21 protein-coding genes and 1 tRNA gene are annotated in these 25374 nt (G+C 49.4%); 14 read left to right on the top strand and 8 right to left on the bottom strand.

Going from position 1 to position 25374, the window contains the following annotated elements:
• Nucleotides 1–121: 121 nt before the first annotated feature.
• The 4 genes from rpiA (at nt 122) to hemL (ending at nt 3434) form a co-directional block, all read left to right on the top strand.
• Entirely contained in the window at nt 122–784 is a 663-nt protein-coding gene (gene rpiA, locus J3999_RS06900; RefSeq protein WP_208127185.1) for a ribose-5-phosphate isomerase RpiA, read from the top strand.
• 83 nt (nt 785–867) lie between these two features.
• On the top strand, nt 868–1371 hold the full coding sequence (locus J3999_RS06895; RefSeq protein ID WP_173285369.1) for a TlpA disulfide reductase family protein: 504 nt from the start codon (nt 868–870) through the stop codon (nt 1369–1371).
• A 69-nt stretch (nt 1372–1440) separates the two neighbouring features.
• Nucleotides 1441–2088: a thiamine phosphate synthase gene (gene thiE / locus J3999_RS06890; protein ID WP_208127184.1), complete on the top strand. Its 648-nt coding sequence runs from the start codon at nt 1441–1443 to the stop codon at nt 2086–2088.
• A gap of 65 nt (nt 2089–2153) precedes the next feature.
• Nucleotides 2154–3434 (top strand): glutamate-1-semialdehyde 2,1-aminomutase, encoded by a 1281-nt coding sequence (gene hemL / locus J3999_RS06885; RefSeq protein ID WP_208127183.1) that lies wholly within the window; start codon nt 2154–2156, stop codon nt 3432–3434.
• A gap of 109 nt (nt 3435–3543) precedes the next feature.
• Here the strand turns inward: hemL and hrpB are convergent, their stop codons facing one another.
• Nucleotides 3544–6042, bottom strand: a complete 2499-nt coding sequence (hrpB, locus tag J3999_RS06880; RefSeq protein ID WP_208127182.1) for an ATP-dependent helicase HrpB — start codon at nt 6040–6042, stop codon at nt 3544–3546.
• A 311-nt stretch (nt 6043–6353) separates the two neighbouring features.
• Between hrpB and J3999_RS06875 the strand changes: the two genes are divergently transcribed.
• The 4 genes from J3999_RS06875 to J3999_RS06860 all read left to right on the top strand — a co-directional run bounded on the left by J3999_RS06875 (nt 6354) and on the right by J3999_RS06860 (nt 9253).
• A complete protein-coding gene (locus J3999_RS06875; RefSeq protein ID WP_208127181.1) occupies nt 6354–7235 on the top strand; it encodes a DUF6502 family protein in 882 nt (293 codons plus the stop codon).
• A gap of 212 nt (nt 7236–7447) precedes the next feature.
• Nucleotides 7448–7981, top strand: coding sequence for an elongation factor P hydroxylase (locus tag J3999_RS06870; protein ID WP_208127180.1), 534 nt, complete (start codon nt 7448–7450; stop codon nt 7979–7981).
• 192 nt (nt 7982–8173) lie between these two features.
• A complete protein-coding gene (locus tag J3999_RS06865; protein WP_208127179.1) occupies nt 8174–8707 on the top strand; it encodes a DinB family protein in 534 nt (177 codons plus the stop codon).
• Nucleotides 8708–8956: 249 nt separating this feature from the next.
• Nucleotides 8957–9253, top strand: coding sequence for a hypothetical protein (locus J3999_RS06860; protein ID WP_208127178.1), 297 nt, complete (start codon nt 8957–8959; stop codon nt 9251–9253).
• Between the two features lie 84 nt (nt 9254–9337).
• Here J3999_RS06860 and mpl read toward each other — a convergent pair whose 3' ends face one another.
• Nucleotides 9338–10699 (bottom strand): UDP-N-acetylmuramate:L-alanyl-gamma-D-glutamyl-meso-diaminopimelate ligase, encoded by a 1362-nt coding sequence (gene mpl, locus J3999_RS06855; protein ID WP_208127177.1) that lies wholly within the window; start codon nt 10697–10699, stop codon nt 9338–9340.
• A 150-nt stretch (nt 10700–10849) separates the two neighbouring features.
• Between mpl and J3999_RS06850 the strand changes: the two genes are divergently transcribed.
• The 5 genes from J3999_RS06850 to J3999_RS06830 all read left to right on the top strand — a co-directional run bounded on the left by J3999_RS06850 (nt 10850) and on the right by J3999_RS06830 (nt 15777).
• A complete protein-coding gene (locus J3999_RS06850; RefSeq protein ID WP_208127176.1) occupies nt 10850–12061 on the top strand; it encodes a ribonuclease D in 1212 nt (403 codons plus the stop codon).
• Nucleotides 12062–12204: 143 nt separating this feature from the next.
• Entirely contained in the window at nt 12205–13479 is a 1275-nt protein-coding gene (locus J3999_RS06845) for a 6-phosphofructokinase (RefSeq protein ID WP_208127175.1), read from the top strand.
• 236 nt (nt 13480–13715) lie between these two features.
• Nucleotides 13716–14279: a sigma-70 family RNA polymerase sigma factor gene (locus tag J3999_RS06840; RefSeq protein ID WP_208127174.1), complete on the top strand. Its 564-nt coding sequence runs from the start codon at nt 13716–13718 to the stop codon at nt 14277–14279.
• A complete protein-coding gene (locus J3999_RS06835; RefSeq protein ID WP_208127173.1) occupies nt 14266–15063 on the top strand; it encodes an anti-sigma factor domain-containing protein in 798 nt (265 codons plus the stop codon). Before J3999_RS06840 ends, J3999_RS06835 begins: the two co-directional genes overlap by 14 nt.
• Before the next feature lie 96 nt (nt 15064–15159).
• Nucleotides 15160–15777, top strand: coding sequence for a DUF2238 domain-containing protein (locus J3999_RS06830; RefSeq protein ID WP_208127172.1), 618 nt, complete (start codon nt 15160–15162; stop codon nt 15775–15777).
• A gap of 42 nt (nt 15778–15819) precedes the next feature.
• Here J3999_RS06830 and J3999_RS06825 read toward each other — a convergent pair whose 3' ends face one another.
• The 5 genes from J3999_RS06825 to J3999_RS06805 form a co-directional block, all read right to left on the bottom strand.
• Nucleotides 15820–17208 carry an NAD-dependent succinate-semialdehyde dehydrogenase gene (locus tag J3999_RS06825; RefSeq protein ID WP_208127171.1) on the bottom strand — a complete coding sequence of 463 codons (1389 nt, stop codon included), beginning with the start codon at nt 17206–17208 and terminating at the stop codon, nt 15820–15822.
• Nucleotides 17209–17217: 9 nt separating this feature from the next.
• Nucleotides 17218–18498, bottom strand: a complete 1281-nt coding sequence (gene doeA / locus J3999_RS06820) for an ectoine hydrolase (RefSeq protein ID WP_208127170.1) — start codon at nt 18496–18498, stop codon at nt 17218–17220.
• A gap of 18 nt (nt 18499–18516) precedes the next feature.
• Nucleotides 18517–19773 (bottom strand): aspartate aminotransferase family protein, encoded by a 1257-nt coding sequence (locus J3999_RS06815; protein ID WP_208127169.1) that lies wholly within the window; start codon nt 19771–19773, stop codon nt 18517–18519.
• Between the two features lie 87 nt (nt 19774–19860).
• Nucleotides 19861–21030 carry a N(2)-acetyl-L-2,4-diaminobutanoate deacetylase DoeB2 gene (gene doeB2, locus J3999_RS06810; RefSeq protein WP_208127168.1) on the bottom strand — a complete coding sequence of 390 codons (1170 nt, stop codon included), beginning with the start codon at nt 21028–21030 and terminating at the stop codon, nt 19861–19863.
• 228 nt (nt 21031–21258) lie between these two features.
• A tRNA-Arg gene (locus J3999_RS06805) sits at nt 21259–21335 on the bottom strand.
• 290 nt (nt 21336–21625) lie between these two features.
• On the opposite strand from J3999_RS06805, the gene J3999_RS06800 reads away from it, so the two are divergent.
• Nucleotides 21626–22108: a nucleoside deaminase gene (locus tag J3999_RS06800; RefSeq protein WP_208127167.1), complete on the top strand. Its 483-nt coding sequence runs from the start codon at nt 21626–21628 to the stop codon at nt 22106–22108.
• A gap of 478 nt (nt 22109–22586) precedes the next feature.
• Here the strand turns inward: J3999_RS06800 and J3999_RS06795 are convergent.
• The coding region (locus J3999_RS06795) for an immunoglobulin-like domain-containing protein (protein WP_208127166.1) at nt 22587–25374 on the bottom strand (2788 nt) is incomplete at its 5' end.

Below are 25374 nucleotides of genomic sequence, written 5' to 3'. Positions count from 1 at the left end.
TCCGGATAAAAATTGCACCTCGATCAGGCGCTATACAATGCATCCGGATTTGATTACAATAGCCAGTTAGCTTTAAAAAACACGAAAATAAAATAATAACTTTGATGAAGGATTCTCGACCATGACACAAGATGAATTGAAATTGAAAGTCGCACAGGCAGCCATTGAATATGTCGTTCCGGACACCATTATCGGCGTCGGTACCGGTTCAACTGCCAACTTCTTTATCGATGAGCTGGCCAAGATCAAAGGGCAAATCAAAGGTACGGTTGCCAGTTCGGAAGCAACGGCTGAACGCTTGAAAGGTCATGGCATTCCGGTTTTTGATCTGAACAGTGTAGATCAAATGTCGGTATACATCGACGGCGCGGACGAAGCCGATCCTGGCCTGCACCTGGTTAAAGGTGGTGGCGGCGCGCTGACCCGCGAGAAGATCGTGCTGGCGGTAGCCGATAAATTTGTCTGTATCGCTGATGATTCGAAAAAAGTCGACGTATTGGGTAAATTCCCGCTTCCGGTCGAAGTTATTCCGATGGCTCGCAGCTATGTTGCGCGTGAAATCGTCAAGCGTTTCGGCGGCGAACCGGTTCTGCGTGACGGTTTCACCACTGACAACGGCAATGTCATTCTGGACATCCACGGTCTGCAAATCGTTGACCCGGTCGCAATGGAAACCGAACTGAACAGCATCGTCGGCGTAGTTACCAACGGACTGTTTGCCGCTCGCAAAGCGGATATTTTCCTATGCGGAACCAAAGACGGCGTTGAAACCATCACCGCTTAATTGAGCAGAGAAATATAATAGCTGTACAACCCAGAGTGAGGTCCGCGGATTACTCGCGTCCCTTCCGCTTTAAGGAGTGAAAAATGCAGAATATTGGTAGTAAGCTATTTGGCGTGGTCGTAATCGGCCTTTTAGCGACTCTGGTTTACGTCACGGTTTTTTCCGACGGTCTCGGAAAAGCCCCGGAAGTCATGGTCACTAATAACCAAGGCGAGGAGATTGCCCTTAACAAACCGAAAAAACCGGTTTTGGTCAATTTCTGGGCGACCTCTTGTCCAAGCTGTATTCAGGAAATGCCGGATATGGCAAAAATGAAACAGGAGCTGGGCGACCGTTTCGAATTGATTGCCATCTCTATGGAGTATGATCCGCAGGAGCAGGTACAGAAATTCGTTCAGGCCAACCCCTACCCGTTTGTTTTCGTGATGGATAAAGACGGTAAAATCGCCAAATCCTTTGGTGACGTCCTTCTGACTCCGACCAGCTTTCTGATCGCCCCTAACGGCAAAATCGTCTACAAACAGGTTGGTGAGCTGCATTTTGCGGATGTCACCGAACGTATAAAACAGATGAGCCCGCAGTTTTAAGCTGCTGCTTAACGCCGAAAAGCCTCGCAACTGAGGCTTTTTTTATTTAAAGTCTCTGTAAAGAATTCCATGAACACAGATAGCAAACCTCAAATTCAAGGGCTGTATGCCATCACCGACCCGGCGCTCTGCCCGAACAACCTGCTGCTTGCCAAAGCTGAAGCCGCCATTGAGGGCGGAGCCAGAGTCCTCCAATATCGCGACAAAACGCAAAGTGCCGAAGTTCAGATCAAAATGGCCAACCGTCTGGCCACCCTGTGTCGGCAGCATAACGTCTGTTTTATTATTAACGATGACATTCAGTTGGCGAAAACCGTGCAGGCGGACGGTGTTCATCTTGGTAAAGACGATTCGGCCATCGAATCGGCCAGAGAGATTCTCGGCCCAAACGCCATTATCGGCATCTCCTGCTACAACAGTCTGCAGCGCGCGCAACAGATGCAGCTGGCCGGTGCGGATTATGTCGCTTTTGGCCGTTTCTTTCCTTCCAAGAGCAAACCCAGCGCCCCTCAGGCCGACTTAGACACTTTAATCCAGGCCAGAGAACTACTGACAATCCCGATTGTCGCCATCGGCGGTATCGACCGGCATAACGCTCGTCAGGCAATCCGGAACGGCGCCGATTCGGTTGCCGTTATTCAAGCTGTCTTTGCACACGGCACACAAACAGCGATTACCGAGGCAAGCCGACAAATCAGCGCACAATTCACGTTATAATAGCGCCACTTCAGAAATCTGCCGCGCCCGACTTCCGGACAGCGCAACTAACAAAGGATATTTTTATGAGCAAATCACACGACCTGTTTATTGCAGCCCAGAAACATATTCCCGGCGGCGTCAACTCTCCGGTTCGCGCTTTCAAGAGCGTCGGCGGAGATCCGGTCTTTTTCAAGGCGGCAAAAGGCGCCTATCTGACCGACGAAGACGACAAGCAATACATCGACTATGTCGGCTCATGGGGTCCGGCGATTCTGGGGCACGCACATCCGGAAGTGATCCAGACTGTCCAGGAACGCGCGGTTGACGGTTTAAGCTTCGGCGCACCGACCAAAATCGAAACCACTATGGCGGATCTGGTCTGCGACCTGATTCCGTCAATCGACATGGTGCGCATGGTCAGCTCGGGAACCGAGGCAACCATGACGGCAATCCGTCTGGCGCGTGGTTATACAGGGCGTGACAAAATCGTTAAATTCGAAGGCTGTTACCACGGTCACTCCGACTCGCTATTGGTAAAAGCAGGTTCCGGAGCCCTGACATTGGGCGTTCCGTCCTCGCCGGGCGTGCCAAAAGCATTGGCAGAATCGACCTTGACGCTGACCCATAACGACGCCGATGAAGTCCGAAAAGTCTTCTCCGAGATCGGCGACCAGATCGCCTGTATTATCGTTGAGCCGGTTGCCGGGAATATGAACTGCATTCCACCGGAAGAAGGGTTTCTACAGACCTTGCGCGAGGTATGCGACGAGCACGGTAGTGTATTGATTTTCGACGAAGTTATGTGCGGCTTCCGCGTTCACCTGCAAGGTGCGCAAGGCTATTACGGGATTACTCCGGACTTGACCACTTACGGTAAAGTTATCGGCGGCGGAATGCCGGTCGGTTCCTTCGGCGGTAAAAAAGAGATTATGTCGCACATCGCACCGCTTGGCCCGGTTTATCAGGCCGGAACCCTTTCCGGTAACCCTCTGGCCATGGCGGCCGGCCTGAAAACGCTGGAATTGATTTCCGCTCCAGGCTTCTTTGAAGATTTAAGCGCGAAAACCGCCAAACTTTGCGCAGGACTGCAAAAGGCGGCAGATGATGCAGGCATTGCGTTCACAACCAATCAGGTTGGCGGCATGTTCGGTTACTTCTTCAGCAACGAGAAAAACATTTCCCGTTTCGCTCAGGTTGCACAGGGTGATATGGAACGTTTTAAAAAGTTCTATCACGGCATGCTGAACGAAGGCGTTTATCTGGCACCATCCGCTTTCGAAGCCGGATTCGTCTCTCTGGCGCACAGCGAAGAAGATATTCAGGCAACCATCGATGCCGCAGCCAAAGTAATGAAAACGCTGTAATTGCGCTTAAAAAGTTAATCGCTATTATGCTCAAAGAGCCGTTTCTCTCTCCGGGAAGCGGCTCTTTTTTTGCCCATCTTTAATGACATTGCAAACCGCAATGGCTCGCCTACTTTCTTTTAATTGAAGCGCCCGCTTTTTCTTTTAAAGGTTCATCCGGCCAGCGATGCTTCGGATAGCGGCCACGCATCTCTTTAGCCACCTCGAAGTAGGAAGTTTGCCAGAAATTGGCCAGATCCGCCGTAGTCTGAATCGGTCTCTGCGCCGGAGAAAGCAGTTCAAACGTCAGCCCGACTTGTCCGTCGGCCAGCCTTGGCGAAGCCAGTTCACCGAATAACTGTTGCAGTTGTAAAGAGACTTTGGCCTGAGATTGCGAATAAGCAATAACGTAATCACGCCCCGTGGGAGCAGTATAGTGCTCCGGCGCTTCCTTCTCCAAAAGTTGCAAATCGCTGTACGCCAGAATCGATTGTAAAATCTGCGCCAGATTGAGTTTTTGCAATTCGGCCACGCTGCTCATACCTAGCGTATAAGGTTCGAGCCATTCCATCGACTCGCTCAACGCTTTCTCGCTTAATACATCCAGCGACTCAAATCCGGGAAACTGTGCCAGCCACCCTGCTCTTTCGAGCAGCGACTGTGCCGATTTTTTCCAGGGAAGCAGACTCAGATCTTTCTGCACCGCCTGTAATAAACAGGCTTGCGCTGCATCGTTTGGAACCTCCCGGGACTCGCGGGATTTAACCAGCAGCTGACCCAGCCAAAGCGCCTGCTGCGCGACAACCCGCTGTTTTTGAGAATCAAAATACACCGAACATTCTTCGTGCAACGGCAATTCAGGAGCAACGCTCAGCCAATCTAATGCGGCGGCAGAGAAGACTCTTCCTTGCTGAGTTCTACTATCAGTGGCGGCATCGACCTGTAAAGCGACAATATACTCACTCTGCAAAGCGTCGTTCTCCGGCAAAGCCACACCGCGCCCATTAGCCAGCTTGTAATGACCGCTTCGCCCTCTCTGCTTACCGATTCGATCGGGAAATGCCAACGCCAGCAGAACACCTGCCTGATCAACCTGTGTTTCGCCGGAAAGGTTCTCATCCAAATCAAAACGACGGTACAGACGATTTCTGGTGCGCTGAAAATTCTGCCAGCGGGCATAATGCAGTCGCTTAGCAGCCGTCTTATCTTTCATCGCCTGCCACAGCCAATGCAATCGCAATTCAATATCTACTGTATCCGCTTGATTACGATCCCGAGCAGGATCGCCCTCTTGTAACAGGGCCACCAGATCGCAACCTAAAGCGAGGCACTCTTTTTCCCGTGCTACTAACAGTAATTTAGCCAAACGCGGTTCCGGGTGCAGAGCTATTGCCGCCTCCCCTTGTGCAGTCAGCCGGCCCTGCTCGGTCAGTAATTGCAGTTGCAGCAAAGTCGTCTCCGCCGCAGCAATATGTGCTTTGGGAGGAGGGGTTAGCCAGTCGATTTCCTCAGCTGTCGCCCCCCCCCATTGCGCCAATTCCATTCGCAGGCTCGCCAGATCCGCGCGACAAATCTCCGGAGCATCGTGCTCATTCAGTCCCTGCTGTTGGGTTTCGCTCCAAAGACGATAACAGCGACCTGCTCGAACACGCCCGGCGCGTCCCATTCGCTGAGTCGCCGACGCTTTACTGACGCGCTGTAATTGCAGACGGCTCATGCCGACGTTCGGGTCATAATTCACTATTTTCTGCAACCCAGAATCGATCACTGCCGTAATACCTTCCAAGGTAATTGATGTTTCGGCAATATTAGTGCTGAAAATCACTTTTCGTTGCGCGGTCTTCTTAAAAACCTCGTCCTGCTGTTTACTGTTCAGACTCCCGTACAGAGGCAGAGCAAGTGCTTCAAACCGGTTACAGATCGATTCGCATTCCTGTATCGCCTTGAGAATCTCGCCCTGCCCGGCCAGAAATAGCAATATGTCTCCATCCGATTCCTGTAATGCTCGCGAGAGCACACCTGGAAGCTGCGGAAAACGATGCAATGGGGTTTGCGATGGCGCGGGATGATAGAAGATGTCCACCGGAAAAGTCCGCCCGGGACAGGAAATGAAGCCGGCGACCGGCAAGAAGCGCCCGATTTCTTCCTGATCCAGCGTAGCCGACATAATCAGGCATTTCAGATCATCGCGCAATCCCTGCTGTATCTCCAATAACAGACTTAATCCCAAGTCAGCCTGCAGATTTCGCTCGTGGAATTCATCGAATATAACCAGACCGACGCCTTCCATTTCAGGATCTTTTTGGATCAGACGCGTCAACACCCCTTCGGTCAGTACTTCCAGACGGGTCTGTTTTGAAACCCTATTCTCGTTGCGAATCCGATAGCCGACTCTGTGACCGACGTCTTCACCGAGCTGCTGAGCCAAAAATTCCGCCAGTCGTTTTGCCGCCAGACGACGCGGTTCCAACATCAGAATTTTCTTGTTCTCGAAGAGCGGCGACGCTAACAGAGCCAAAGGCACCTGAGTCGACTTACCGGCCCCGGGTTCGGCCTGCAACACAAGCTGTTGAACACCTTTAAGCTGTTCAAGTAAATCTGGGATAATGGCGTCAATCGGTAGATTCATAACAATCGGGTAATCGCTGTAAAATGGGAAATTTGGCTGTTTCTGCGCGGTGATTTTACTTTTTAATGACTTCAAGAGGGTCAGGATTTCGATTTTTTGTTATCTCAAAGCCCTCTTAATTAACCTGAAAACCACTTTTTAGCGTCATCGGCGAAATTGCCGTCACCGTTTCCGGAAACAAACTTCAGCCATTACAGGTACTTAAGTTTCAGGCATTAAAAAAACTTGTATCACAATAAGATTTTATTTAACCTTACCCGATCTACAACACGCTAAAATAAGAATAATTTTTACATTTTTTTGAAATCTATATGCCTCAACAGACAGCTGCAACTCCAACCTTACTGAGCAGTGCTTTTAAACACGCCCTAAAGAGCATTTTGAAGCCTTTAATCAAGTTACTTCTGAGTAAAGGAATCACCTACACGTCATTGCTCGAGGCGCTCAAACAGATCTATATTGAGGTTGCAGAAGAGTCCTTCAAGCTGGAAGAAAAACGCTTAACGGACAGTCGCATCAGTCTCTTGACCGGAATTCACCGTAAAGAAGTCAAACGTCTGCGGGAAAATCTCTCCGACGAACTCAGTGAACCGGAAATCAAAGCCGGAGTCAGTGCGGCGATCATTGCATTGTGGCAGGCATCCGAAGATTATACCGATGAAAACCATAAACCGCGGGTTCTGCCACGCAGCGGTGACAAGCCCTCTTTTGAAAGTCTGGTTTACGATGTGTCCAAGGATAAGCACTTCCGTTCCGTTCTCGATGACTGGCTCCATCAAGGTCTGGTAACACAGGATAAGAACAACCAGGTCAGCCTGTGTGTTGAAAGTTTTATTCCGGACAAGGACGAAGATGAGAAAATCTTTTTCGCCGGTCGCAATATCCACTATCACATCGAAATCATCAACCACAACCTGCATCTGCAGCGCCTGAACAGCAATGAACCGATAGATCCTCTGCAAGCTGCAGCAGCGGCGCCAATGTTCGATCGTTCGGTATATTACAAAAATCTGACCCCGAAATCGGTGGAAATACTCGAAAACAAAGCCAAGGAAAGCGCCCTGAATACCCTGCTGGAAATTAATCAGATGGCAAGCCAGTTGCAGCAGAAAGACCAGGGACAGGAAGATGCCGTTTCACAAATGCACTTCGGCAGCTATTTCTACCGTAAGCTCAAAACACCGGATCGCTAAAATAGCGTCCGTTCTGGTGTCGAGAAAGACTCGTGAAGGAGTCGAGGCCTATCAGAAGTCCGCACGTCTACGCGCTTTGAATGGATTACCCGGTTAGAAGATGACCATTACGCCTTGAAACAGCGATATCTGGACAAGCGGATAAACTGAACCCAAAACCCAGGCAAAGCTGAACGGATTAATCTAAATTCTCTTTTTTTATAACTTATCTTATGAACAACACATCAAGCGATATCAAAACGCTCATCAAACTGTTTAATACAACCTTTCTCGAGACGCATAACACCGAACTGGTCTGCTGCGAGCCAGAACCCATATACCGACCAGCGGATCAGAGCTATCCCCATCACCGGATAGTGTTTGCCCACGGATTCTTCTCTTCGGCGCTGCATGAAATAGCGCATTGGTGCATTGCCGGGGACGAACGCCGGTTATTAGAAGATTTCGGCTATTGGTACGAACCGGACGGAAGAACAGTCGAACGTCAGGCCGAATTTGAACGCGTAGAAGTCAAACCGCAAGCTTTGGAATGGATATTTTCGGTTGCCAGCAATCATCAGTTCCATTTCAGTGCGGACAACTTGGAAGCCGGTCTTGCGATTTCTGAAGAATTTACGACAAACGTTCGCAAACAAGTGGAAACTTATCTTTCCGGTGGCTTACCGCGTGATGCGGAAATCTGGAAAAATGCACTCGTCAAACACTATCGTGCGCATAACAGCACTCTCCAGCTTAACGAATTTTGAGCATTGCCAAATCTGGCGACCAGAGATGAAGGAGTCTTGCCATTAAAGTATTCCTTCGGGGATTGCAAAATACACAACCGTCTCTTGTTAGAATGGATTCTTAACTTCTTTAAGCGCCACATGGCAAACCTCAAGGTCAGGGCATTTTAGACAAAAACAACGAGCTCACCTCTTGCCTACAAGGATTCCCTCATGTCACAACTAAACGAATTTGCCCTTCAGGCCGACTACAACCGTTTAATGAATCAACGTCAATACGAAGCCTGTGCAAACTTATCCGCAGCGCAATTGAAGCAAGATCAAGGGGCTTTTTTCAAATCCATCCTGGGGACTTTGAATCATATTCTCGTCGGTGACATTATTTGGTTAAAACGTTTCGGCGCCCATCCATCTTCGCAAAAAGCGCTCGCTTACGTCAATCAATTGGCTAAACCAGCGTCATTGGACAGCTGTTTGTTTGCAGATTTAAGTAAACTTCATAAAGAGCGGAAAAAAATAGATGCCGTCATTATTGATTGGATCGGCAACCTGGACGAAGAGGCAATGCGGGAATGTATTTCCTATACCAATATGGCAGGAGAGCGTTTTTCAAAACCTTTGCCATGCCTGATCACCCACCTCTTCCTGCACCAAGTGCATCACCGGGGGCAAGTGACGACTTTGCTGTCGCAATGTGGTGTCGACTTTGGCGAAACCGATCTGATTGAATTGATTGCTGAATGTTGAGGGCGGCTGGCTGCATCGCAGAAATTTCGCCTGTGGAAACACATCAGAGCAAGGCATTCCCGTAACAGCAAAAGAGTTTACCCTTTAAAAAAACACCAACTTACAGTAAGCTGAATTTTTATGCAATTGTCGTTATTCAGGGACGAATTCAGATAACAGTGTCGACGGCACTTATCTTGGTTGGAGGAATCAACCCCTTCAATTCCGGTTCATTTACAGCCTTTGGGCTTTAGATATCAGGAGTTGAATATGTCCCAACATTCTTTCCAAACATTGGCTGGCAGCTGCCTGCTGAGCTTCTCAAGCGTTTTATTGGCAACTCCGGTAAACGTCAATCTGGCAACCTCCTACGAAATTGCCGAATCCCTTCACGTCGAGCAACGACTGGCGGAACGAATATCCATTCACTGCCAATATATCACCTGCCGAAAACCGCGAGATTTGCTCGATATCACCGGCATTAACAAAATTATGCTCAAACAGATCGAGAAAGACCTGATCTTCACCATTATGGATAGAGGCACCGGTTATAGCGACGACTGTTAAACATCTATGTTTTTGGTGGCTTAATCAGCCACCAAACCACAATAACCAGTATCGCCAGCAGCCCAACTTCAAGCAAGGCCCACATCAGGACTGTCCGAGTGCATCCAACAGTTTCTGGTGAATACCGTCAAAAGCCCCGTTACTCATAATCACCACCCGGTCACCCGGCTCAAGAAAACGCTGCAATTTCTGAAGCAGCGCTTGATAAGAGTCGGCAACCTGTAACGGCTGGGAAAAATTCTCTGCGGCAAGCTGCCAGTTCCACTGCGGATCGATAAATGCAAACACCGCATCGGCATCGGCAAAAGCATCTGGCAGTGTCTGAGCATGGATTCCCATACGCATGGTATTTGATCTCGGCTCGAAAACCGCAATCAGACGACCATCTTCGGATTCCTTAAGCATCGACTGCCTGGCCCCTTTAAGGGTCGTCTCAATCGCAGTCGGGTGATGCGCAAAGTCATCGTAGATGCGAATTCCACAAGTCTCCCCAACCAGAGTCATGCGACGCCGGATACCTTTGAAACGACACAGCGCTTCAACCGCAATACGTGCCGGCACGCCGCAGTGAACAGCGGCCGCGATCGCACTCAAAGCATTGCGGACATTATGCAATCCGGTTAAAGGCCATTTCACGCTGCCGAGACAGCTTCCTTTATACAAAACCTCGAATTCGCTGCCATCTTCCTGATAGAGCCGGAAGCTCCATTCGGCGCCACCGCCCTGCCGCTCGATCGGTGTCCAGCACCCCTGGTCGATGACTTCCTGCAAAGCCTGATCCTCTTTGGGCATGACAATCAGTCCGTTCTGCGGAACGGTGCGGACCAGATGGTGGAATTGTCTCTGGATATCTTTTAGCGAATCAAAAATATCCGCATGGTCAAATTCCAGATTATTCAGCACACAGGTTCGCGGATGGTAATGAACGAACTTGGAACGCTTATCAAAAAAAGCCGTGTCGTATTCGTCGGCTTCAACCACAAAAAACGGACTTGATCCCAGTCGAGCCGAGACACCGAAATTTTCAGGAACGCCGCCGATCAGAAAGCCCGGGTCCAATCCCGCGTCTTGCAAAATCCAGGCGACCATCGAAGAAGTTGAAGTCTTGCCATGGGTACCAGCAACGGCGACAACCCAGCGATCCTGCAGAATATTTTCCGCCAGCCACTGCGGACCTGACAGGTATTTCTGCTGAGCGTTCAATGTGGCTTCTACCGTTGTTTGACCACGGCTTTTGGCATTACCGATTACGACGCAATCCGGTTCTTCCTGCAGAAATGCCGTATCTTCGTCATCGACGACGTTGATACCGGCCTGTTCCAGCTGCGTGCTCATCGGGGGATAAATCGCCTTATCCGAACCGCTGACCTGATCGCCTTTGGCTTTCGCCAGCTGCGCAATGCCGCCCATAAAAGTACCGGCAATTCCGAGAATATGAATCTTCACCAGAGTGCGTCCTAATCCATTTATACTGAAAAATAATCAAAGGGCTATTGTACGCAAAGCCGTTAAAGAGTGATACCGGTGGAATGAAATACGTATTAAAACAGCATCAGGCAATTGCGCCGCAGCAGACTTCTGGCTAAACTTCGCTGTATGACAAATCAAGACAGAAAATCCCGCGCCTATCGATATATCGACAGCCACCAACAGTTGATGGAGCTTTGTTCCCGTTTAAGTAATCAGAGCGATCTCACCTGGCTGGCGATCGACACCGAGTTTGTCCGCGTCGACACTTATTACCCGCAGCTCAGTCTGGTACAGATTGCGACCCAGGAGCGCGATTTCTATCTGATCGACCCTCTCGCCATCGAAACGTCATATCAGGACGCCTCCGCGAATCAAGCTTCCGCTCTCCGCCCGCTTGTCGACCTTTTGCAGAACGAACGTATCTGCAAGGTGTTTCATAGCGCCCGACAGGATATTGAAGTGCTCTATCAGCTGGAAAACCGCATGCCGGAAAATCTTTTCGATACGCAGATCGCCGCGATTTTTCTGGGCCATGGCGATCTGGCCGGCTTCGCCAGAGTTATCGAAGCAGAGCTGAAAATTAAGTTGCCGAAGAGCCAGACACGTACCAACTGGCACGCCCGTCCACTCAGCGAAGAACAGATCGAATATGCTCTGGACGATGTCGATTATCTGGCCTCTCTTTATCAAAAATGCCTGCAAACACTCAGCGCTGACGAGTTACACGCCGTCACGGAAGACTGTCAGCAACTGCTGCAACCTCAGCTGTACGACCTCGAACCGAAGCAGGCATGGCTGAAACTCAAGGGCCTCAAACGCTTCAACCCGAAACAGCTGGCCATCGTGCAGGCTTTGGCTCAGTGGCGGGAAGAGTTCGCCATCAAACATAATCAACCTAAAAAGTGGACGCTTAGCGATGAGGTTTTGTTGCAGATTGCCAAGCGCCCGCCTAAAACCGTTCAGGCACTCTACAAGGTACCGAATATCAAAACTTCCAGCGTTCGAGAATTTGGCGAGAACTGGATCGCTCTGATTGACCGAGTGTTCGAACAGCATCCGGAAAATTACCCGACTCTGCCAAAAGCCGATAAACACCCGTCGCCACAGGAAGAGATTCTGCTTGCCTTAACCCAGTCGGTCTGTCAGCAAATCAGCTTGCAGTACAAGGTGCAACTCTCGAACCTGACAAATAAAGAAGAACTGCTGGCGCTGATTCGCAACCCACATCACTCGCCGTGGTCAGGTTGGCGCCATCTGCTTATCGGAATTCCACTACAAAAGCTTCTGGAGGGCCGCTCCGTCCTGAAACTTGAAGGCCAAGAAATCCGGATTCAATAAGTTCTCTGCAAAAATCGTTCACAGAACGGTATCCAATTCTTTATTAATTAACGCCATTTAATATTTTTATAAAGATTTTGCATTAGAATGGAACTTAAGTAATCTCTAATCATTGATCAGCTAAATTTCGGGAGTTGAAAATCATGCCTAAAGCGAAAAACGTGCTTTATGCTCAAGCCGGCGGAGTGACCGCCGTCATTAATGCCAGTGCGGCAGCGGTCATCGAAACCGTACAGAAACATCCCGAAACCTTTGGCAAAACCTACGCCGCCATAAATGGTATTAAAGGCGTCCTTGAAGAGGAGTTGGTCGATCTGAGCGAAATCGATCTGGCGACACTGGAAAAATTGAAATATCAGCCGGGAGCCGCCTTCAAAGCCTGCCGCTTTGATCTCGATCCGCTGGAACATAACCCTCAGCAGTACCAGCGCGTTCTGGAAATTTTCAAACACTACGACATAGGCTATTTTTTCTATAACGGCGGCAACGGCTCAATGGTCACTGCGCAAAAAGTTTCCGACTACTGCTGCGAACAGGGACATGAAGTGATCTGTATCGGCGTCGCCAAAACCATTGATAACGACTTGGCCTTGTCACATTGCAGCCCCGGATACGGAAGCGCCGCCAAATACCTGGCAACCAGTTTCATCGAAGCAACGATCGACATTCTCTCGATGCACGATACCTCGACCAAGTTTTTCGTCATGGAAGCGATGGGACGCAACGTCGGTTGGCTAACGCTGGCCGCCGGACTGGTCAAAGAGGTGATTCCGGACGCGCCCTTGCTGTTATTGCCAGCCGAACGTCCTTTCCGACGTGAAGCCTTTCTCAAGCGCCTTGAACAGTTAGTCGAAGAGAAAGGTTATTGTGTCTGTATGGTTTCCGAAGGTTTACAGGATGAAAACGGTAACTATGTCAATATCACTGCCGTGGAACACACCATTGAACAGGATTACACGCAACTGGGTGGCGTCGGACAAGTAATCGCCCAAATTGCCGCCGATCATCTGGACTGTAAGACCCACTGCGCAATTCCGGATTATCTGCAGCGATCTGCCAGCCACTGCGTTTCTCTAACCGACTGGGAAATCGCATACGGAGCGGGAGAAGCCGCCGTACTTGCTGCGCTTGAAGGCGAACATGGCACCTTGCCGGTGGTGGTAAAAACCTCCGACAGCCCGTTTAACTGGACTTTTGAGTCGGTGACTCTGGAAGAGGTTGCCAACCTTGAACTCAGAGTGCCGGATGAGTTTATCAGCGAAGATGGTATGGATATCAGCGAAGCCGGGTTGAACTACCTGCGCCCGCTGATTCAAGGAGAGCATCGTCCCGACTACCGCAACGGGCTTCCGGAAATCAGCCCGATTGACTTTACGCCTGTCGAACCTTGCCTGTCTGTGTTTAAAGCAGTCAAATAAAACCACGAACCTATTTGTGAGCGGATTGAATAACCGCTCCTGCGGTGTCTCGACCCCGTCTGCAACGACCTCGTAACGCCGCCCCGCCCCTTTTCCGCATTCTCTGCAAAAACCCCGAAAACAGTATGCAAATATTACCCTTAGATAATTTGTAACTAAAATAGTCATTATGTGACATTATTTTTTGGTAAAAAATTCATACAATGAATATCTAAACCTCGCGGGAATGATAAATCATGCTTGATGAAAATAAACTCCAGCAACTTCTATTCGAATGCGCCGAACAGCGCCAAGCCGCTTTAAGTGAACTCTATACGCTGACTTCTCCCAAACTCTACGGTGTCGCCCGTCGCCTGCTGCAAAGTCATCATCAGGCAGCTAAAGCTTTGCAAGAAGCCTTTGTCTATATATGGTATCGAGCCTTTGAATATACTCCGGATCAAGGCAGGCCCTTTGCCTGGATGACCAGTATTGTCCGCAATCAGGCATTAAGACTGATGCGTCTGGAAACCTCGCAACAAAAGCGTCATCACTCTCTGCTCGGCGAACGGGAAGTCTATATGCGCAATGACCGTTTTTTTGATGAATATCAGGCCAGGAGCAATCCGCTTTTAAGGGAGTTACAGGGATGCCTGGATGAGCTGGAACCCTCGCAGAGACACGCTATCCTGCTCTCCTATTATTACGGCTACTCGCAATATGAGATGGTCAATAAACTCAAGCATCCCGTCGGTACGCTTCGAGCCTGGATTCGTCGCGGGATAAAAAGAGTTCGGAGCGAGTGCGATGCAGATCAATAACCCCGAATTACGTCAAAGGCTAGCAGACGACTATGTGATCGGTCTAATGACAGCGGCAACCCGACGAAACTTTGAAAAAAGACTGCATACAGACCCCTTGCTGAGAGAAGCCCTGCAAAAAAGTGAAGCGCTCTGGAACAACCTAGGTCTCGCCGTGCCGGATGAAATTCCACCCAAGATGGTCTGGTTGCGGGTTTCCGAGCGCCTATTCGAAGAAAGCGAACAGAACGAGATTACCTTCCTCAGAAATAATTTAGGTTCCTTGTCCGAAGCTCAGCCGCGTAAACCCGCAGGCTGGCTTATTGCATGGAGCCTGATCGCTACTTTGAGTCTGGTCGCGCTGCTTCCGTATACCCTCTACCAACACTATATTGCTGTCGGTTCGGACGCCATAGTAAAAGGAGCGAGTCCTCATCATCACTCTCTTTGCGTACTCTCCTCCACAATCAAAGGACCGGGCTGGCTGGTGGAAACGAGCGAAATTAACCGCAGTTTACGAATCTATATGCTTCAAGCCGCCCCTCTGGACAGTAACCACACCTATCAGTTATGGCTTCTTACTGACTCTGGGCAATTACTCAAATCTCTCGGGTTTATGCCGGAAACCCTGCATTATGAGCGAACCTTAAGCCAGTATGAAATCGAACTGTTGCATGATGCCACCTACTTATCCGTCACCATTGAGCCGGCCGGAGGTTCCCCCAGCGGAGCCCCCTCAACGGCCCCGATTTTTTTAGGGAAACTGCTACCAAGTGATTTGATTCACCCGGCAAAAGATCATTAAACCATTCATAGCGCTCAGGAGCGTTTAGTTTCTTAGCAGGGCCGAAAACCGTTATTATTGGTGATGACGAATTCACAGGTCGAACTTGGAGCTTTTATGGGCAAACTTATCTGGCTGACGATTTTTTTTAGTGTGCTGATCTGGTCGGCGATCAATCCGGCCGATCGCTATACATGGTGGCTTGAAGTTGCTCCGGCTCTCATTGCGCTGGTGATACTGGCATACACTTACCGGCGTTTTCCATTGACGCCGTTAATCTACCAATTGATTCTGGTGCACTGCATTATTCTGATGATCGGCGGCCATTACACCTATGCCGAAGTTCCGCTGTTTAACTGGATGCAGGAGTGGTTTGACTGGAGTCGCAATCATTACGACAAGGTAGGGCACTTTGTACAGGGGTTTGTGCCGGCGATGGTCGCTCGCGAACTCTTTATCCGCCTGGAAATCGTCGACCCTCTGAAAAATGCCTGGCGTAATTTTCTGATCGTCAGCGTCTGTCTGGCCATCAGTGCCTTCTACGAACTGATCGAGTGGTGGGTTGCCCTGCTCTCGGAACAGGCCGCCGAGTCCTTTTTGGGTACACAGGGCTATGTATGGGATACCCAATCCGACATGTTTTACGCACTGATCGGAGCGATCATTGCACTCGTTTTACTTGGCAAACCCCACGACCGACAGTTACAGAGACTATTAAAAAACGATAAAGAATAGATTGAAACGCCATCGTTCGATCTTCAGAAGATGACGCTCTGCTCAAGCTCCAACTTTAGGGCCTATCCAGATCTGCTGAACATTAACAAACTCCATAATGCCGTGCGGCCCGAGTTCGCGGCCGTAGCCGGAGCGTTTAATCCCCCCGCTCGGCAGACGCGGATCGGTTTTCACCAAGCCATTGATGGTTACCTGCCCCGCCTCAATCCGAGAGACCATTCTGATCGCCTTATCGGTATCCGCAGTCCAGATAGACGCTGCCAATCCATAGGGCGTATCATTGGCGATTTCCAATGCTTCTTCTTCCGAAGAGGCTTTCATCACCACTGCAATCGGCCCAAAGGTCTCTTCGCAGGAAGCCTGCATCTCCGAGGTGATATCCACCAAAAGCGTGACCGGATAAAAATATCCCGGGCCATCCGGCATCTCTCCGCCCAGCAGACACTTCCCGCCCTGTTCGATGGTCATTTGCACCTGTCGGTGCAATCCATCACGCAGATCGGGACGAGCAATAGGCCCCACCTGAGTTTGCGGATCGCTCGGATCGCCCATTTTAAGACTCGCAAGACGGGACTTCAGCTTCGCGACAAACTCGTCATAAACCTCCTGCATAACAATCAAGCGCTTGGCCGCGATACAGGATTGTCCGGCATTAATAATCCGCGAAATGCTTAAGGCCTCGACCGCGGCATCCAGATCGGCATCAGCAAATACCAGACTGGGGTCGGAACCGCCGAGTTCAAGAACGGCTGGCTTGATCAGTGAGGCTGCAAGCGATGCGACCTGGCTGCCGGCACGACTGGATCCGGTCAGTGAAACCGCTTGCACGGCATCATGCTTGATAACCGCTTCAACCTGCTCACGGTGAATCGGCAAATTTTGCAACAATCCCTGTGGCGCGCCCAATTCCTCACAGGCTTCGGCGAACACATCGGCAATAGCCTGAGCACAGGCCGGAACATGCTCGTCATGTTTCATCAAACAGGTGTTTCCGGCCATAATCGCCGGAGCGGCGAAACGGAACGCCAGCCAGAAAGGCGCATTCCATGGCAGTATGCCCAGAATCGTACCCAGAGGAAGGTGCTGAACATAGCTATGAGTCGCATCGGAAGGCAAATCAACCGAAGACAAATAACTTTCGCCGTGCTCGGCATAATGTTCGGCGCACCAGGCTGCTTTTTCCAATTCGCCGTAAGACTCATTGATGGGTTTCCCCATTTCAATCGTCATAAGCATCGCCAAGCGCTCTTTATCTTCGCGCATACGTTCAGCAACGCGTTTTAACAGCTTGCCTCGCTGAGCAAAATCCGTCTGTTTCCAGGTTTTAAACGCCTCAACGGATTGATCAATCGCAGTGTAAACCTGCATCTCGTTCATTGAATCAAATCGATACGCTTCTTCGCCATTAAAAGGGTTGGTGGAAATTAACATAAAACAGTCCTATTTGGCTTTGCTGGCACTTGTATCGTTCTGTTTACCGCTCTTTGAGGGCTCCTTGCCGCTAGCTTTGCTGCCGACAATCGGGGTTACGATTTTCTCCTTTGGTTTTTCACCAGCCGGTTTGACCACAAAATCGCGGCCAAAATCATGAAAGAAAGAACCGCAACCGTCTTCGGTGATATAGAAAGTGTCGGAAATACCGCAGGTCTTATCGCCATCGATTCCCCACAACCATGGAATAATGTGGAACGTCATTCCCGGCTTGAGAATATCCGCCTGCCCTTGATTCAGGCTGAGAATATAGCCTTCATCCCATGACGGAGGAAAGGCGATACCGATGGAATAACCCGAACGGGTAATCAAACGTGCACCGACTTTGTTTTCATGCAAAATGCTGCGCACCATACGATCCACATCCGACACGGTCATACCCGGACGCAGTTCCGCCTGAAGCCAACTCAAAGCTTTTTTCATCACTTCTTGCGCCTGATACATACTATCGGACATTTCACCGCAGATTGCGGTACGCATCATCGCCGTATGGTAACGGCGGTAGCAGCCGCCGACTTCCAGAAAAACATGCTCACCCGGCTGAACGGTTTTACCTTCCCAGGAAGCATGACCGATCATGGTTCGCGGGCCGGATGTGACATAAGGCATTACCGCTGGAATTTCCCCGCCAGCGGCAAACATCGCCTGACTGATCGCTCCGCCGATTTCATTTTCGGTCACGCCGGCCTGTACCGCGTCTAGACCAGCTTGCATCCCGGCTTTGGTGGCAACCGCCGCTTTTCTCATGGCTTCAAGCTCATACTCGGACTTGCACACACGGCTCTCTTCAACAATGCCGAAGCAATCCATTAAGCGGCTACGCACAAAGGAGGTACGGAAAACGTCCTGATGGTAGGCATTGAAATAATAGGAGTTTCGTTCATAACCGATGGTTCCGCCGGCCAGCCCGAACTCCACCAGAGAACTGATCAGCATCTGAATCGCATCGCCGGTATCAGGATACGGGCGGGTGACTTCCACCCAGGTACGATGAATCACATTCGATTCTTCAAGTTTACGTGTCACCATAAAGGGCTCGCCTTCCAGCGGAACCACTAATGCCTGAAAAAAGGAGTATCCGGTCGTCTGATAATCAGTCAGATACATAATATTTTCCGCATCGGAAATAATCACCGCATCCAGCAGACGCTCGGCCATTCGGGTGCGCAGTTCGCCAATCCGGCGCTGATATTCCGCAAACGGAAATGTCATATCATCTCTTTCTCGCATAGTTCTTCCTTTGGCAGCTTAAGCGGCCTTTAATTGACGTTCGATCGATTCTTTGAGAATGGTCAGTCCGGTATTTAAATCCTCCTTGGGAATGGTCAGCGGCGGGATTAATTTCAAGACTTCTCCGCCCACGCCGCAGGGCCCGAGAAGCATGCCGTTTTCATAACAATCTTTTGCGATTTTTTTAGCCAGTTGCCCGTCTCCGATATCCAGAGCCTGCATCATGCCTTTTCCACGGACGCTAAACTCCTGATCGGGATAGGCGTCGGCAATCTGCTGCAGTTCGGAGCGCATGACTTCACCTTTCTCACGAGCCGCCTCAAGCAGAGACTCATCCTCGAAATAGCGCAAGGCTTCGCGTCCGGCAATAAACGAGAGGTTCTGACCGCGAAAGGTGCCGGTGTGCTCGCCGGGTTGCCAATGGCAGTCGTGTTCCGGCTTGACCAGGTTCATAGCCATAGGAGTACCGATTCCCCCTATTCCTTTCGCCAGGGTGACAATATCCGGTTCAATATCCATGTCTTCGAAACTGAAATAACGCCCTGTTCGTCCGCAACCGGCCTGAATTTCATCAATAATCAACAGGGCTCCGAGATCTTTCGCCATCGCCTGCAAAGACTGCATCCATTCGGCACTGGCAACATTTACCCCACCCTCGGCCTGTACGACTTCCACAACAAAAGCCGCCGGCATGCCGATACCTCCGGACGCGTTGTCGAACAAGGCTTTCAAAGTTTTAAGGCTCGCCTCGCCTCCACCCGGATGCGTCTCAAAAGGCCAGCGAAAGACATTTTCCAAAGAAACGCCCGCAGCATCGCGAAAATAACGGTTTGCCGTGCAGGCCAAGGCGCCTAAGGTCATACCGTGAAATCCCTGGGTAAAAGCAACCACGAGCTCACGACCCGTAACCTTTCTCGCCAGCTTAAGCGCGGCCTCGACAGCGTTGGTTCCTGTCGGCCCCATAAACTGGAGTTTGTAATCCATTTTTCTGGGCTTTAAAATCGTTTCGACAAAAGCTTGAATGAAATCTCGCTTTGGCGGCGTCATCATATCCAAAGAGTGAATCACGCCTCCGTCATGTAAGTAGTCCACCATAGCTTTCGTCATTCTTGGATTGTTGTGTCCAAAATTGAGCACACCTGCACCAGCATAAAAATCAATATAGACCTTACCCTCTTCGTCAATCTGACGGGCATTGTCTCCTTTGACAAATACTGATGGATAGGCGCGACTGTAGGCACGTATATCGGATTCGTAGGTTTCAAACCAGTCCATATAACCCCCTAGTTTTCTGGAAAAATTTATTCGCTTTAGTGCGAATAAATTTAAACAAGCAGGCTACATACCAGGTAAAAATATAGATTAGACGCCGGAATTGATTCCGACGATTTTCGAGAACAGACGCATTACCATTTCAATCAGGCGATCATTAAATTCGTAATACGGATTGTGGCAGGGAAAATGATACTTTTGCTGGTCATTAAAATCTTCGCTCATACCGATCAAAGCGAATGCACCGGGACACTGCTGCAGATAGTAACTGAAGTCTTCGGAAGCCATTATCGGGACAAGTAAATCGGTGCGATCGAACTCTTCTCCCAACTCTTCCTTCAACGCATGACGAAACTCAGCAGCTTCATGAGCATGGTTAATGGTGGCTTCATAGCGAGGGAAAATCTCAACTTGGGCAGCAACGCCATAAGCGGCCGCAGTATCTTCAGCAATCTGCCGGATCAGGCGATTGATCAGCGGACGCCATTTAGGCTCCGAAATCCGAATCCCTCCCGAAAGTTGTACTGTCTGAGGAATTACTGTTACGCCGCCTTCAGCAGCGTTTAAACCGGTAACACTGACAACCGCTGCGGCCTGCGGAGGCAATCGTCGACTGACGATCTGCTGGAGGTTTAAAGTGATTGCCGCCGCGGCAAGAACCGGATCTCGGCACACTTCCGGCTGAGATGCATGTCCACCGACACCCAGCACCTTAATATGAAAACTGCCATTACCGGACATCACTGCGCCATCCGGGCAGACTGCACGGCCGAAAGGAATTGCCGGCCAATTATGCCAGCCGAAAATCTTGTCGACCCCCTCTAAAGCCCCGCCTTCGATCATTTTTTGGGCGCCGTGCCCGCCCTCTTCGGCGGGTTGGAAAATCAGGCTGACCGGCCCTTTGAGCTCGGCTTCTTTGCTCTTCAACCAGAGCGCCGTTCCCAGCAGAGCCGCCATATGACCATCATGACCGCATGCATGCATTTTACCCGGATGACTTGAGCAGAAGTCCGACTCGGCTTGTTCAGCGATCGGCAAGGCGTCCATATCGGCTCGAAGCGCAATGTGCTTACCGGAACAATCGATTCCTAGAGTGGCGACAGTACCTAAAGTCGCGCAGGATCGCCAGGCTATCCCCCACTCATCAAGAAAGCTGCGAATTTTTTCAGCAGTCTGTTCTTCTTCCCAGGTCAATTCCGGGTATTGATGAAACCAGTGACGCAATTGAACCGCTTGTTGGACAGCATCTTTCCAATCCACAGATTCCTCCTTTCGATAGAGTTACGAACTGCCAATGGAGACAAGAGGGTGATCAATCACCAAATAACAGCCAGATATTAAACCCATCCTATCTTTTAACAACCTCAGTTTAAAGGCGATAAAGGAAAAACTTTCGGCGGCGGATTAATACAGAAACCGAGAAAAAATAGAAAGCAGGATGCAAAGTGATTCAAAAAAGAAAAGGAAGCTTTACAAGCAAAGCTAAAATGGCGCGCCCGAGAAGATTCGAACTCCCGGCCTTCCCCTCCGGAGGGGGACGCTCTATCCAGCTGAGCTACGGGCGCGAATAAAGAAGCCAGTATTATAAGGGTTTGCCGGTTGGTTTAAAATTTTTTTCTCAGAAAAGTAAGATCGGCCACTCCCTTTCACTTGATTACGGCCAACCAGCTGCACTTTATCGCTGTCAGAGCAATTCTCAAGAAGCCTAACACAGTACAATCACCCTTCGACCAAGAGTTACTTAGACGGCTATGAACAACTTTTGTAAATTAAAACGGACAGTACGATTGGCAAAACTCAGGTAAAAATGCGATAGTGCGAGTAAGTCAGCGAAACAATCAGCAATGGAATCAAAATGTGTCGAGATTGCAATCACCATAAATGGATGCAGAAAGCGATCGATTTATCGCTTGAAAAAATGAATGCCGGATTTGGCGGGCCTTTTGGCGCTGTTATAGTCAAAGACAATAAAATTATTGCGCAGGGTTACAATCAAGTCACCTCTCTAATGGATCCGACCGCACATGCCGAAATCACGGCTATCCGCAGCGCGTGCGAAGCATTAAACACCTTTGACTTGTCCGGCTGCGAAATCTATACCAGTTGTGAGCCTTGCCCGATGTGCTTAAGCGCAATCTATTGGGCTCGTCTCAACAAAATTTACTACGCCAATACGCGACAAGACGCGGCGAAAATCGGTTTTGACGATGCCTACTTTTATAAAGAGGTTTGCACGCCCATTGAACAGAGAAGCATCCCTTGTATACAGATTGGTCATGAACAAGGACTCGAAGCTTTTAAAGAGTGGCAGAACAAACCGGATAAAGTTCTTTATTAAAAAACTTCAGCATTCTCCATAGTTAAAAACACATGGAGGCAAATACTAAATTCACCTAATATAAAAATTATTAGAATTTACTTGTAAAATTCCTTTACTTTTAAAAAGCCGCGCATAATATAGTGATTTAAAAGGATCGCTTTCAACGGAATTGATCCAAATAAAGCAATATATGGGTAAGCTGGCTACAAAGTTATTGAGGCACGAATTCAGCCCTAATTAAGCCTTAATAGGCTGCCGAAAACAGTTTAATAATAACTGCTCCGGCCATATCTACACCGGGCTGAAAATATCAAGATCAACCAAGATGGTTAAGCCACACTGATCGAACGATATTTTTTGTGCCAATCACAATAACGTTACTCAACCGCCGCGCTATTATGCGCGGCTTTTTATTTTTCTGCGGGGCATTTCAAGCGTCCACAAAAAAGCCCCGACTTACGTCGAGGCTTAAACGTTATAACTTAAGCAAAATCCGTTATTTATTTGTTAAGTCATCTTCCAGTTCGCTTTCGATAATCTCTTTCAGAGTTTCATCTGGTACAGGAGACTCGACAACGACGCCCTCTGGAGCATTTTCCCCAGTAACACCATCAGGTGTTGCCTCAGGCGTACTGCCGCCAGACTCTTCGGCAAGAAGATCTTGACCGGCTTCATCAGGCGTTTCTTCAACCGGAACTTCAGCGGATACCGAAACATCTCCTTCGCCTTCAGCCTGAACCAGATCTTCCATAGAAACACTTTCAACTCTGACACTGGCCTGAGGAACCATCATCGCTTCGGCCCCGGCAAGCGCTTCGAAATCAAAGGATTCATCCATCGCCATCATGGCTGCATCTGCACTCGAAATGACTTCGATGCTCAGTATCGAAGTATCCGTGTCTTGAGGCGAAGCATCATTCACATCAACCACGCTGTAGCTGATTTCAGGCACATCGCCGACATAGCCGGCTTCCGGCGTAAAGCTGTAGTTACCGTCGGACTCGACCGTCACTGTTCCGTAACCGCTCATTACCGCAGTATCGCCTGCATCATAGGTGGTTCCTTCAACGGTAAAGTCACTTACTTCATGAGTTTGGTCACTATCGTTATCAATGACATTGTCCAGTAGATTACCCGTCAAAACAGTACCTTCTTCAACAATAACAGATTCACCGATGTCTTCGAACATCGTATCGTCATTGTCTTCATTGACCTGGTCAATACCGACCAATATCGTACCGCTGGCGCTATCGCCATCCTGATCCGTTCCAGTCGCATCGAAGCCCAAAGCGACATCACTCGGATACAGTGCACTAAAGCCGTCCACGACGATACCGAAGTTTTTACCGGTGACATTACCGACACCGGTATCGGCGATTACTCGAACGTAAGCGTAGTTATCTTCACCTATTACCGTGTAGATGTAATCTGCTGCAACCAAGATACCTGCTCCGTCGGTATCAATCGAGACATTCCCCAAAGTATCTTCGATCCGAACGTCAACATCTACCAAATTGCCGTCCAAATCATAGGCTTCAACCGTAAAGGTTGCGCCGTTCAGATCGCTTGCAATCGAAGGGCCGCCCGGAATGATGAACGCAAAGTTATTGATCACACTCTCTGTCAAATCCGCAGGAGACGCAACGGTAACCCCAAGATCATCGATAACCGTATTGCTTGAACCGTTGAGTCCGGAGTTTTCATAGAAGTCGAATTGCAGCCATTCGCCGCTATTTAACGATTGACCGCTACCTGCACCAAACTCGTGTGAGTCGGTATTAACTGTCGAACTCGCGCTGACGATAACATCGACTCCAGAACCGATAGGATCAGTGTCTGTGCTACCCAAATTGGTTAGACCGAAGTAATCGGCGTTACCACCGGAAACATCCTGATTATTTTCAAACGGTACATCGTCATCCTGCACCACAAATAAGCCATCTACTGCATAGAAATCATAAGTACCGTCACTTGAATCAATCGAGAGCGTAAACACAACCGAGCCGTCAGCTATCCCTTGAACCTCGGTCGCACTCACCTGATTCCACATTACCGGATCAAAGTCATTACCAAAATATAGCAGCTGACCATCCGCAGTTGTCACCTGGCCACCGTCACTGTAGTTACTGATATCCAGGTTATAGCCGTTTACAGCAGCTCTATCGGCACCGGCTGAGAAGTTCAAGGATACGTCTGCAACCGTTTCGCCTGGGCTTACTACGGAGATTTCCGGCATAAAATCAATTGGTGTATCATCATTAATCGTCAGATCGAATGATGTTGTCGCCGGAGAACCGTCGGAATCTTCAACCAAGACATCAATAGGAACAAGTAGATTCAGTTCTTCGGTATCATCAGCCAGATTTACATCATGATGACGAACCGCCTGATAGAGTGAAACCTCATAGTCAGCGCCGGAGTTATCAATGTTGTACAACTCAATCGTAAAGACCAGGTAACCTTCATCACCCGGGCTGGCGCCCTCTTTATAACCGATTAGAGTATGGCTCACTTCATCCCAAGTAGTCAGAACACGAGCACCATCCAGCGTCATAATGCCGGTCGCATTTAGCTCACTGGCGTAAGTTGTTGAAAGAGCAACACTGCCTAGCGTATCGTTACCCAAGACGAAAGCCAGTGACCCCGTTGTATCCGGAATAATATCGCCAACCCCACCCGGATTACCGATAGTGCCAATATCATCTTCATCAACAGAAACAGCTTCAGCCGTAACGGATGGATTGTCCGAATCATCCAATATGGTTGTCGTAACCGGGCTGCCGATGGAGACATTTTCAAAATTACCACCAAAGGCATCCGAAATACTCACCATAAAGTCTTCGGGATTTTCCGAATTCGGATCATCCAGCGTCTGTACGCTGAAAGTCACCTCGTCACCATTTCCATCTGTCGGATAGGTATCGCCGGCTTTGATGACAAAGTTCTGAGATTCGGTGACAAGATCGCCTGAATCCGTATCGATATGGCTGCTCACCACTGTAACCGTCATGTCTGTTTCCGGAGGATTATCAACGCTCAAATGATAGACGGCTGCTTCACCTTCTACCACAGAGGCAGGACCGGAAATACTCACAGTTGTTGTGTCAATTGAATCAACAATCAGCGTTGAGGCACTGGCACCGCTGTAATCAACATTTTCATAATTACCGCCAGTCGTGCCGCTTACATTGACATCAATACTGTCACTGTCCACATACACATCTTCGAACTCTGATTCATCAATAGTAACGGAGGTACTGCCAGAGAACTGATTGGCCAGAATA

It is taken from the genome of Thiomicrorhabdus sp. 6S3-12, assembly GCF_017571475.1.
Taxonomy (GTDB): Bacteria; Pseudomonadota; Gammaproteobacteria; order Thiomicrospirales; family Thiomicrospiraceae; genus Thiomicrorhabdus.
The sequence above is the reverse complement of the archived record's forward strand: the minus strand, read 5'-3'. Positions and strand labels throughout refer to the sequence as shown.